This is a genomic window from Fructobacillus sp. EFB-N1 (assembly GCF_001038455.1).
Lineage (GTDB): Bacteria > Bacillota > Bacilli > Lactobacillales > Lactobacillaceae > Fructobacillus > Fructobacillus cardui.
The window spans coordinates 22,709-34,834 of sequence record NZ_LDUY01000021.1 but is presented as its reverse complement, the minus strand read 5'-3'; the positions used below and the strand labels follow the sequence as shown (position 1 = coordinate 34,834).

Sequence of the window (12,126 nt, the reverse complement as noted above, 5' to 3'; positions counted from 1 at the left end):
ACCAGACGCCACTAGAAGTTTTTCGGAGTTGTTCGAATTAAACTTGTAATCTGCCTTTTATATTTATACCGCTGTATATCAAAGTTATTTTTTATAAAATTTAAATAAATAAATTCATTTTAATTGTAATATAACAAAAAATGAATATTATCCATCTTAATTCCTACTCGTTTTTTTAATATTGTATAGATAGATAGTTTGAAAATGCCTTTTCTTCATCGCTTCATTCAAGCAAATCCAACGTGAAAGGATTGATTTACTACTCAAAAAACGAAAATCAGATTTTAGCGTAAATTTCCGATCACTGGATTGTCGCTTCCAATCGTTTTTTTGTTAAGGTCATTGGGGACATTATTGGGTTTTAATCGGCCATAACAATCCATCGACAGTTTCTGCATCAAATAGGCTAGTTTAATTTATTGCCATATTTTATTTTTTATCAAAATGGCTTCGAATATTGCTCAGCGTTAACAATTCCGTGTTTTCAAAAACGATTCCGGCTTCATTTAAAATATTTTTATCTCCAATACCTATTGAGAAAATATTAGCAGCATTAATTGACCGGATACCCATTACGGCATCTTCAATGCCCAGACATTTTTCTGGTGCCAGTCTTAATAATTTTGCTGCTGTAGCAAAAATTTCTGGATCTGGTTTTCCTTTAGACAATTTTGTTGGGTCAACAATTTCAGAAAAATAATGGCTTAGTCCGATTTTTTCTAATACCCTTGCAGAATTTTTGGACGCCGACGCCAAAGCGAGACCATAATGATTTTGTTTTAAACTTTCTAAAAAAGATTCAATTCCGGGTAAAATATCATTTTTAGTCATATTTTCAACCCGCCTTAAATAATCTTTATTCTTGTCATGTGCTAATTCTTGCTTTTGCTGGTCGTTATAATGACTTTCAAGAGAACTCGCTTGTAAAATTAATTCGAGGGACTCCATCCGACTAACCCCCTTTAATTTATTTGAAAGGCTCTCAGTCCATTCTGTTCCCACTTTATCTGCCACCTGGTGCCAAGCATCACTATGCAGTCTCGATGTGTTAGAAATCACACCATCTAGGTCAAAAATAACTCCTTTAATATTCTCAAACTCCACTTTTAATCTCCTTAATTATTAATTTTGATTATTTTTGTTAACGTTTGCTGGCTTTGATTAATAACGATTTCCATTGGGTCACCGCTTAACAATACAATTTGTGTTTGACTCTTATCAATGACAATATCTAGTAGCCTTTTTTTAAACGCTAACCTAATTTGAAAAGAATCCCATTCTGCTGGTAAGTGTGGAATTATTTTAAGTAAACCCTGGGAACTTACTTGCATGCCTGCAAACCCTTGAACGACATCAAGCCAACTGCCACCCAAATTTGCTAAATGTAAGCCATCTTCTGTATTTCCTTGAAGGTCAGTTAAATCCAGCCGAACAGTGTCAGTAAAATAACGGTATGCATGATTAACTTTACCCATCCTTGCAGCTACAGCACTAAATATGGACCGGGACAAAGAGGAATCATGTGTCGTGATTGTTTCATAATACTCAAATTCTCTCCTCAGCTGTGAGTCAGTGATTGTTTCAGGAAATAAGAAGTCAGCAAGAATGGTATCTGCTTGCTTATTCACCTGGTACCGGTAAATATTAAGTGGATGGTAGTGAAGGAGTAAAGGATATTTAGTTTTTGGAGTTTTGTTAAAGGGCCAAACCGGCTTACTAAAGAAGCTATCATCCTGTGCGTTAATCTGGTATTGAGCGTTCATTGGGAAATAGATGTTATCAGCAATATGATGGAATTCACGCAGCTCACTTTCAGAGGAATTTAATCGGTCGAACACTTTTTGATTTGACTTGGCTAGTCTTAGACCAACCGTGTAAGCTAATTTCAAATTATTTTCAGCCATTCGATTAGTAAAGTAGTTATTATCGACCATTGCCGTGTATTCATCTGGACCAGTAACTGTTAAAAATTCAAATTGCTTTTTTCCACCCTTTTCAGTCCAAGAACCGAACTCTCTCCAAAAACGCGCGGTTTCTAATAAGATTTCGAAACCATATTTTTCCATAAAATCATCATCATCCGTGGCTTCATAGTATTTTCCAATCGCGTAAGCTATATCTCCATTAATATGGTATGCTGCCGTACTTGCTGGATAATATGCTGATGTTTCTTCACCGTTAATTGACCGCCAAGCAAACAACGCACCATGTTTGATGCCTAATTCCTTCGCACGTTTTCTTGCAAAAGTTAAAGTATGATAGCGATAAATCAAGAGATTCCTAGCAAATTCTGGATTTGTATAAATAAAGTAAGGCAGCATATACATTTCAGTATCCCAAAAAGTATGTCCTTCATAGCCAGAACCTGTTAATCCTTTTGCTGCAATATTAGTTTTGCCATCTCTTCCTGTCGCTTGATTTAATTGAAAAATATTAAAGTGGAGAGCTAAGTTTATTTCATCATTGCCTGAAACAGTTACCTCGCTTTGGTTCCAAACATCTTCCCAGAACTTATGGCTATGCTCTTTTATTTTGTCAAAACTATTTTGTTCTATCGAAACACCCTTATTTTTAACCCCTTCACTAACCTTATAGATGTAAGTAATGTCAAAGCCAGTTTTTAAAGCGCGTTTAGTTAACATTTTTTCAGAAGTTGAATAACCTTCAATTGTGACTGATTGCTGAGATTCTTTAGTTTCAATTTTGATAACCTCTCGAAAGTCATCACTACTAATGATATGCTTAGAAATACTTTTTACTAACCGTGTTTTTCTTGGATCTTCAACCTCGCCTACACCATCATTATTTTTCCTTTCGATTTTGTAATGTTTATCAACTACTAATTTTCCTTGATAAGATATAGGCTTAAAAGAAAATTTGATTCCATAAAACGCTAATTTTTTTTGATCAATAGCTGAAGCAACCGTCATTTCAATTTTTTCACCACCTTGGTTACTGACTTCATAGACCTCCGTTAATTGTCCATTACTTAAATCGAGTGAAATATTTTTTAATTCGGAAAAATTAAAACTATGGTTATTTTCGTCTAGTAGCCTTATTTTTCTAAGGCTTGGCACAGAAACAATGGTTTGGTTATTTTTAGGATAAAACGCTGCTGGTTCACCATATGTGATTGGACTATACTCAAAGAATCCATTGACGAGGGTTCCGACGTCATTTGCTCCAGTAATTGGATCACTAGCCTGTATGCCCATATACCCGTTTGACAAAGAAAATATGGCAGCAATATTGCCCTTTTTATTGGAATTAATGTCCTTTAAGCTTAAAATCAACTTTCTATTATGCATAATTATTCTGCTCCTCAATTAATTCTCTACTTTTTTGACAAATTTCATCATTACTGCAGCCATTAAAGCAGAAATTCCAGCAATCAACATCATGGCGCTCATTGACTTGTGCACCATTGGGAAAATAGCAAAACTCGCAACAGAAGCGACAATTTGAGGAATACAAATTTGCCAATTAAACAAACCTAAGTACGCCCCTTCATTTGCTCCCTTAATTGCACTAGTAATCATTGCAAAAGCCTCTGTTCCAATAGTTATATACATAATTCCAAACAAAGAAAAAGGGACTATTGTTAGTATTTTACTAGAGATAAAAGACATCATAATCAATCCAATCCCACCTAAAATCAGAGCAAAAAATAGCACTATCCTTCGTCTAGAAGGCTTCAAATGTGCCAAAACCAAAGTACCCCAAAGCACCCCGGTCAGTGACTGTACAAAAGTTAAAATACCATTCCAATTGCCCGCTGATTGAAAGCCAGCACTAGCTGGATCCGTAGTGTGCCATACGTTTTCTGCTAATGCACCCGTACTATAAGTCCAAACAAATTGAACGGAAATGAAACTAAACAGCATCACCGTAAAAAGTTCCCAAAAAATTGATGGGGCATTTTTTAACAATGAAGTGAAACTGGGAGATTTTTCAATATCATTTTTTTTCAATCCATGATACTGCTGGTAGTCTTGGGGGTTGTATTCTTTCACATTCATGATTGTATACAATGTTGTTACACAGATAATGATTGCACCTAGGTAAAAAGAGATTTTAACGCTGACCGGGACCTCTCCTCTAGGTGCTATATTAGAAAAACCAATTATAGTGATTAGGGATGGTAAAATTGCGGCTAGCATCCCCCCTGCATTCGAATAAATATTTTGCAACGACCAAACCCGATCCACTTGGCTTTCATTAACCATATCGCCAATTAACATTTTAAATGGTTGCTGGCACATATTCGAAGAGACATCGAGCATCATGATAATGACTGCCCCAAATATTAATGCAGTTAAAGACCCATAACCAAAACCTAACGAACCGGAATTTGGTAAGAGGATTAAAACCAATGCTGAAATAATGGCCCCAAATATTAAATAAGGCAACCTTCTGCCGAATCTGTTCCAAGTATTGTCCGACATTCTTCCAACAATTGGTTGGACAATCATTCCTGCCAGTGGCGGTAAAATAAAGAACCAACCTAACTTAGTGGGATCCGTCCCAATCGTTTGAAAAATTCTACTCATTTGTGATGTCTGTAAAAAAAAGGCCATATTCAACCCAAAATATCCAAATGTAAGATTAAAGATTTGCCTTTTGCCTAAAAGAGGGATTTCGTACTTAGTTTTTTCCATAATAACTCCTTCTTAAATTTTGTAGCTTCATTATACCACCTTTTTGGAAGCGCTTCCATTTTTAATAAAATAAAAAAAACCATACTAAATCAAAATAATAAAATTCAAAACAAAAATCAAAAGAATTTCTTATATTAGCCCTTGCTGACAAATACTGTGCACCACTTTTTTAATTGGCTGATGATTATGGTGTAATCAATTCCTTAATTCTATTGGTGGCTTTGATTAAAAACCAGGCAGTATCCAGCCAATTACCATCGGTGACAAGGACCTGCTTTTCCCACTGACAATGGGGTTTGAATTTTAGCATGTTATTCCACCCCAACTCAATTCGGACATCAAAAAACCGGTGTGATTTAAAATCACACCGGAAAAAGCCACAATGAGGTTCACAAAGGAGGAACCAGCTAGGAATCAACAAAAAATATGTTAAAAAGTCTTCTTTGCTTTTTTCTCCCCAAACAAGCATTACCGTTGCTAACAAATTGTCACTGCTCGGTTCACGGACTAAGGACTGTGCCGCCACCTTCGATCGAGAATAGCATCCTAGCCGTTGATTCTATTATTTTTTCTTTACAGGACAGCCTCTTTTTGAAACACAACCCTAAAATGAGAAAGGCCAAGAACTGATTTATTAAAAAAAACAATCAAAAAAACCGGCTAATGCCGGTTTAAAAGTATTGCTTAGTAGTTCATAAAGTAGTTGTCCAATTCCCACTGTGAAACGAATTGGCGGTATGAAGTATATTCAATGCGCTTTGCTTCGATAAACTTATCAGTAATATGGGTACCGATAGCATCAATCACAACATCATCGTTACTCAATTCATCAAGGGCAGCCAACAACGTATCAGGCAAGTTCACGATACCAGCCTTCTTACGTTCATTTTCATCCATCAAGTAAATATTCTTATCAACAGCAGCTGATGGCTCCAACTTGTTGTCGATACCATCCAAGCCAGCTGACAAGATTGCAGCCAAAACCGTGTAAGGGTTTGTTGTTGGGTCAACTGAACGCAATTCCAAACGAGTTGCTAATCCACGTGAGGCTGGCACTCGAACCATTGGTGACCGGTTTGATGCTGACCAAGCAACATAAACAGGGGCTTCAAAGCCAGGAGTCAAACGCTTGTATGAGTTAACCGTTGGGTTCGCCAAGGCAGTCAAGGCAGGAGCGTGCTTCAAGACACCGCCCAAGAAGTGCATGGCTGTGTCAGACAAGCCCAAGTTCTTGTCAGCATCGTGGCCATCAAAGACGTTACCATCCTTGTCAAACAGAGACATGTTCGTGTGCATTCCTGAACCGTTAATACCTGAGACAGGCTTTGGCATGAATGTTGCATAGTAGCCGTTCTTACGAGCGATTGTCTTTACAACCAACTTGAAAGTCTGAATCTTGTCGGCCATGTCAACGGCATCTGAGTACTTGAAGTCAACTTCGTGCTGACCAGCAGCAACTTCGTGGTGGGCTGCTTCAACTTCAAAGCCCATCTTTTCAAGCGTCAAGACGATTTCACGACGAACGTTTTCACCGCGGTCCAATGGGGCCAAGTCGAAGTAGTTTCCATGGTCGTTTAATTCCATGGTTGGTTCGCCCTTTTCATCCAATTTGAACAAGAAAAATTCAGGTTCCGTACCAACGTTGAAGGCAGTAAAGCCTTCGGCTTCGGCACGAGCAACGGCATCCTTCAAGGCAATTCGTGGATCACCCTTAAATGGTGTCCGATCCTTTGAGTACACGTCCGCAATCAAACGGGCAACTTTTCCACCATGTTCGTCAGTCGCCCATGGGAAAATCATGAACGTTGACAAATCAGGATAGAGGTACATATCAGATTCGTTAATCCGAACGAATCCTTCAATTGAAGAACCGTCGAACATCAGGTCATTGTCTAAGACCTTGTCCAATTGTGAAACTGGCACTTCAACGTTCTTGATAGCGCCCAAAACGTCAGTGAATGTCACGCGAATGAATTCAACTTGTTCGTCTTGAACGATTTGCTTAATGTCTGCTTTGGTGTAAGAAGGTTTTGCCATTAGAAACTCCTTTACTTGGCTGCTATAGTGGGTACATTTTTTTCTTGGCTGAAGGCTTTCTCCAACCAAGCTGACCAGCTGGGCATCATTTTTTAATTAACAATTTTAATTCAAAATATATTTTATTGGGGTAATCAACTGAACAATCAGTGAGTATTAAAGCGGGCGATTTGAGCAAATTCATCTTGCAACGAGCGGCGCAGGCTACTATCAACGCTGACCTGTTGCTGATTTTTCCGTTCGGCCTTGGCAAAAAGTTCTTTAATATCCGCGGTAGAGTCACCAGCATCGAGGTAGTCCTTAATTTGCAGGAGCCGATCAATATCGTTTAAAGAAAAACGGCGTTGACCACCCTTACCCCGTTTCGGAGTGATTAATTCGTGCTGTTCGTAGTAACGAATCTGGCGGTCGGTTAGCAGGGTCAACTCGCGGACGGTTGACATCGGTAAAACGGCTCGGTTACGTTGCAATTCAGAACTGGACATGAAAAACTCCTTTCAGCTGGTGATGACCACCTTACTTGGCTTCGTACCAGGTTGGACCGGCATGGTCCTCAACTTTCAATGGTACGGACAAAGAAACGGCGGAATCCATCACGGAGGTTACTAACTTTCGTACTTGCTTTAACTCCTCTTTCGGACATTCAAAGACCAGTTCATCGTGAACCTGCAAAAGCATTTTAGCTTGCAAGCCCTCCTTGGTTAAGGCCTGGTCAACCTTAATCATGGCAATTTTGATAATATCAGCCGCCGAACCTTGGATTGGCGAATTCATCGCTGTTCGTTCAGCAAATGACCGGCGGTTGAAGTTCTTAGCATTAATCTCGGGCAGGTAACGACGGCGATGTTCAATTGTTTCAACAAAACCATCTTGATGAGCCTGCTCCTTAATTTGTTCCATCCAACCATGAATCTTAGGAAACTCTTTGAAATAGGTTTCGATAAAGGACTTGGCATCCTTGCGTGAAATGCCAAGGTTCTTTGATAAGCCAAAATCAGAAATACCATAGACGATTCCGAAGTTGACAGCCTTGGCTGTCCTTCGATGGTTGGCATCAACCGGCTCATCTGCCTTCAGACCAAAGACGGCGCGAGCCGTCTCGGCATGAATATCGTCATCCTCCATGAAGGCCTTCTTCATGTTTGGATCACCGGTGATGGCGGCCAAAACTCGTAATTCAATCTGCGAGTAATCGGCTCCGAAAATCAACCAATCGGGATGACTGGGAACAAAGGCGTGGCGAATTTTACGCCCCTCCTCCGTCCGCATCGGAATGTTTTGCAGGTTCGGATCAACTGATGACAGTCGGCCGGTCTGAGTCAACGTCTGTAAAAACCGGGTGTGGATTTTCTGGTCGGCTTGATCAACAACGGCCATGAGGCCATCAACATAAGTTGACTTAATCTTTGCCAGTTGCCGGTACTCAAGAATATGGCTAACGATTGGCGCCTGCGGTGCCAGTTCCTCCAAGACTTCAACGGCGGTTGAATAACCGGTTTTTGTCTTTTTAATCACTGGCAAGTTCATCTTTTCAAAGAGCAACGTTCCTAACTGCTTGGTTGAATTAATGTTAAATTCTTCCCCGGCAATTTGGTAAATTCCTTCTTTGAGTTGGCTGATTTTTTCGTCGAGTTCCTGGCCCATCTTTTCCAGACGGTCTTCTTTGACGGCAAATCCCTGGGCTTCCATCTTGGCCAAAACGAATGACAGTGGCAACTCGATATCATGGTAGAGATCCGTCTGCTTGTGCTCAGCCAATTCCTCAAAGGCCTTGTCACGTAAGCCATAAAGCGCTTCTGCTTTATGGCCGAGGTGATCAAAGACTTCTTGATCATCGGTTGGTACAGAGAACTTAGCACCCTTGCCATAAAAATCTTCATCGGCTGGTAGATACAAACCAAAGCGGGCGGCCAACGTTGATAAGACGTTGTCATTGCCAACCGTATCGAGCAGATAGGCGACGAGCATAAAGTCAAAATCGACCCCAGCAAGCGTCAGGTCCAAGCGGTGCATCAATACCCAAACTTCCTTGGCATTGAAGAGACGTAACTTCTGTTCTGGATTTTCAATCAGGTCACGTAGTGTTAGATTTTCAAACCAGGTAAAGTCACGACTAGCAAAATACCCCAAATCATCATTACCAATAGCAAAAGCGAGCATGTCGGCCGTATGATAATTATCTGCATCTGTATCAATTTGGATGGCTAAAGTATCTGCCTTGGCAAGATTAGCTAGGGCCGCTTCGTCCAACTCCTTCACTGGGTGGAAGTTGGCGCTTTGTGACTCAGCCTCCTCAACGGAAGCATCATCTTGACCGACCAATTGGTGCGCCTTCAGCTTGGCCAGTGCTGATTTGAAATGTAAACTTTCAAACAGTTCAACCAAGCCCTTGGTTTTTGGACCATTGTAGGCCAGGTCATCCAAGGAAATTGATAAATCAGCATCCGTAATGATCGTGGCCAACTTCTGCGCCCGGTAAGCAACTTCCTTATACGCAATCAAGTTTTCCTTCATCTTGGATTTCTTCATGTCGTCAACGTGGGCGTATAAGTTATCCAAGTCATGGTATTCAGTTAATAACTTCAAGGCTGTCTTTTCACCAACCTTTGTTACGCCTGGATAATTATCAGAAGTATCACCAGTCAAGGCTTTTTTATCGATAATCTGTGCCGGTGTCAGTCCGAACTTTTCTTGGATATAAGCGGGTGTGTATTCTTCAATCTGAGTAACACCTTTTTTTGTAATTTTTACAGTCACCTTATCGGTGGCCAACTGCGTCAAATCTTGGTCTCCAGTAATGATGATGACATCATCACCCGCTTTTTCTCCTTCCCGTGACAGTGTTCCAATGATATCGTCTGCTTCCAACCCATTTTGCTCGTAATTGTGAAGGCCATGGGCCAAGACCATTTCACGAAGGTAAGGAAATTGTTCCTTAAATTCAACCGGCGTCTTATCCCGACCACTTTTATAGTCGGCATAGAGGTCACCGCGAAAGGTTTCCTTACCTGATTTGGCATCCCAAGCAACAAGAGCGAAGTCAGGTTGCATTGGTAAGACGATTGATTCTAAAAAGTTATTAAAAGCAACGAGGGCATTGGTGTGTAATCCTTCCGGTGTTACCATTCGGTCTAGCTGTTGGTACATCGCGTAGAAAGCCCGAAACGCCAGCGAATTCCCATCAATTAAGAGTAGTTTTTTAGTCATTGGTTAGTCCTTATTTAACTTGTTTGTAGTTTAGCACAAAAAAAGCTCGCCGAAGCGAGCAATGTTAGTTTTTCTGACGTGTCAATTTCGGTTATCGCCGAAAAGTTGGATCAAAGCATAGAAAATGTTCATGAAATCAAGATAGAGCATCAAAGCCCCTGACACGGCCAAGCCGGTTGTCTGAGCTTCACTAGCACCATTAGCTGACAATTGAACATAAACTTGACGCAATGTATTGTTGTCGTAAGCTGTGTACAAAGCGAACACGATAACAGTTGCCACTGAAATCAACAAATGCATGGTTGAAGAACCGATGAAAATGTTAATCACTGATGCCACGATAATCCCAATCAATGAACCAAAGAGGATTGGACCCATTGAAGCCATCGACTTCTTTGAGAAGTAGCCATAGGCAGCCATTCCGGCAAACAATGCCGCAGTTGAGATAAAGGCAGCGCCAACTGAAGCGGCCGTATAAACGGCCAAAATCAAACCAAGCGTTAAGCCTTGGACGGCCGAGAAGGCCATCAAAAGACCGAAGGCCTTTGAGGGATTATTCGCGAATGAAGCGCTACGAATCATGGCCACAATGACCAATTCAACGACAACAACCGCCGCCATCCCAATCCAGCTACCCAAAAAGAGTTGGGCAACTTGTTGCAAAAAGAAATGTTGAACGACGTAGCCTGCAACGGCCGTTACAGCCAAGGCAATTGCCATATAGCCATAAACACGCTGGAAGAAGGACTTCATGCCTTCATCAGCGCCCGTCACATCGCGGCGAGCGTTCATATCAAAATTATCCATCAGATACCTCCCATTGGTATTGTTAATTTTTTCTATCTATATGATAACAAAAAAATCTTAATCTGAGATTAAAGGATGGCCCTTAATTCAAATCAGGCAAAGTTTGACCAAGCAATTTTTCATAAGCGTACTCGTACTTTTGAATATCACCGGCCCCCATGAAGACCAAGACAGCATCATGGTGCTTCAACAATGGTGAAACATCGTCTTCCTTCAAGACAACAGCGCCATTTGGCAAAGCATCGGCGATGTCTTGGGCGGAAACCGTCCCCTTGCTTTCTCTGGCAGAACCAAAGATTGGCGTCAAGTAAACAGTATCGGCCGCCTGCAAAGCTTGCGCAAATTCGTCCTTATAAGCGATTACCCGGGTAAAGGTGTGCGGCTGGAAGACCGCCACAATTTCCTTCGTTGGATACTTCTGCCGGGCGGCATCAATCGTTGCCTGAATTTCTGTTGGATGGTGGGCGTAGTCATCGATAATAACAATATCTTGGACCTTCTTTTCGGAGAAGCGACGTTTCACCCCAGGATAAGTCAACAAGTGTGCGCGGACATTCGCCAAGTCCAACCCCTCCAGGTAAGCAACGGCAATCACCGCTGTCGCATTATAGACGTTATGCTGACCAAAAATTGGAATCGCGAACTCGCCCAAGTCCTGCCCCTTAAAGTTCACTGAAAAAGTTGAACCAGAGGTCGTCTTCTTGACATCACTAATCAAGAAGTCATCACGACCGGCCTGATCACCGTAGTAATAAACGGGCACGTCAACACCCAAATTTTGCAAGCTCGAATCGTCGCCCCAAGCCACAATACCCTTTTTAACACCCTTAGCAAAATCAACAAAGGCCGAGCGAACATCTGTCAAATCGTGGTAATAGTCCGGATGGTCAAAGTCAATGTTGGTCAAAATGGCATAGTCTGGGTGGTATGGCGCAAAGTGGCGCCGGTATTCATCGGCTTCCAAAACAAAGAAATCAGAATCCGCCACACCGTGACCGGTTCCATCTCCAATCAAGTAAGATGTCTTCGCAACATTCTTAAAGACATGTGATAAAAGACCGGTGGTTGAAGTTTTACCGTGGGCCCCAGCAACCGCAATGGTTGTGGCCTGATCAATTTGCTTGGCAACGGCCTCTGGATAAGAAATCATCTTGACCCCAGCCTGCAATGCTGCCTGGACTTCCACCTGGTCATCCTCAAAGGCATTACCTCGGATAAAAATTGCATCCAGATTATCCAAGACGTTGTTTGCGTCAAAAGGTAAAATCTTAATGCCCGCTTGCTCCAATGGCGCTTGCGTATAAGTGAACTGGTCAATATCTGACCCTAAGACCTCGTTGCCTTGGTCATGTAAAATTTGGGCAAGAGGTCCCATCCCAGTCCCCTTAATCCCGATAAAATAATACTTCTCTGACAT

Annotated in this window: 9 protein-coding genes; all 9 read right to left on the bottom strand. The window is 41.3% G+C overall.

Annotation, left to right across the window (positions count from 1 at the left end; genetic code table 11):
* Nucleotides 1-429 precede the first annotated feature (429 nt).
* Nucleotides 430-1,104: a beta-phosphoglucomutase gene (gene pgmB, locus FEFB_RS05585; protein ID WP_047975254.1), complete on the bottom strand. Its 675-nt coding sequence runs from the start codon at nt 1,102-1,104 to the stop codon at nt 430-432.
* Nucleotides 1,105-1,115: 11 nt separating this feature from the next.
* On the bottom strand, nt 1,116-3,308 hold the full coding sequence (locus FEFB_RS05580; RefSeq protein WP_047975253.1) for a glycoside hydrolase family 65 protein: 2,193 nt from the start codon (nt 3,306-3,308) through the stop codon (nt 1,116-1,118).
* A gap of 18 nt (nt 3,309-3,326) precedes the next feature.
* Nucleotides 3,327-4,658, bottom strand: a complete 1,332-nt coding sequence (locus tag FEFB_RS05575) for an SLC45 family MFS transporter (RefSeq protein ID WP_047975252.1) — start codon at nt 4,656-4,658, stop codon at nt 3,327-3,329.
* Between the two features lie 184 nt (nt 4,659-4,842).
* On the bottom strand, nt 4,843-5,142 hold the full coding sequence (locus FEFB_RS05570) for a hypothetical protein (protein WP_152666242.1): 300 nt from the start codon (nt 5,140-5,142) through the stop codon (nt 4,843-4,845).
* A 200-nt stretch (nt 5,143-5,342) separates the two neighbouring features.
* Entirely contained in the window at nt 5,343-6,695 is a 1,353-nt protein-coding gene (glnA, locus tag FEFB_RS05565; protein ID WP_047975250.1) for a type I glutamate--ammonia ligase, read from the bottom strand.
* Between the two features lie 146 nt (nt 6,696-6,841).
* Nucleotides 6,842-7,180 (bottom strand): MerR family transcriptional regulator, encoded by a 339-nt coding sequence (locus tag FEFB_RS05560; RefSeq protein ID WP_047975249.1) that lies wholly within the window; start codon nt 7,178-7,180, stop codon nt 6,842-6,844.
* 31 nt (nt 7,181-7,211) lie between these two features.
* A complete protein-coding gene (gene polA / locus FEFB_RS05555) occupies nt 7,212-9,902 on the bottom strand; it encodes a DNA polymerase I (protein ID WP_047975248.1) in 2,691 nt (896 codons plus the stop codon).
* Nucleotides 9,903-9,983: 81 nt separating this feature from the next.
* A complete protein-coding gene (locus FEFB_RS05550) occupies nt 9,984-10,709 on the bottom strand; it encodes a Bax inhibitor-1/YccA family protein (RefSeq protein WP_047975247.1) in 726 nt (241 codons plus the stop codon).
* An 82-nt stretch (nt 10,710-10,791) separates the two neighbouring features.
* A complete protein-coding gene (gene murC, locus FEFB_RS05545; protein WP_047975246.1) occupies nt 10,792-12,126 on the bottom strand; it encodes a UDP-N-acetylmuramate--L-alanine ligase in 1,335 nt (444 codons plus the stop codon).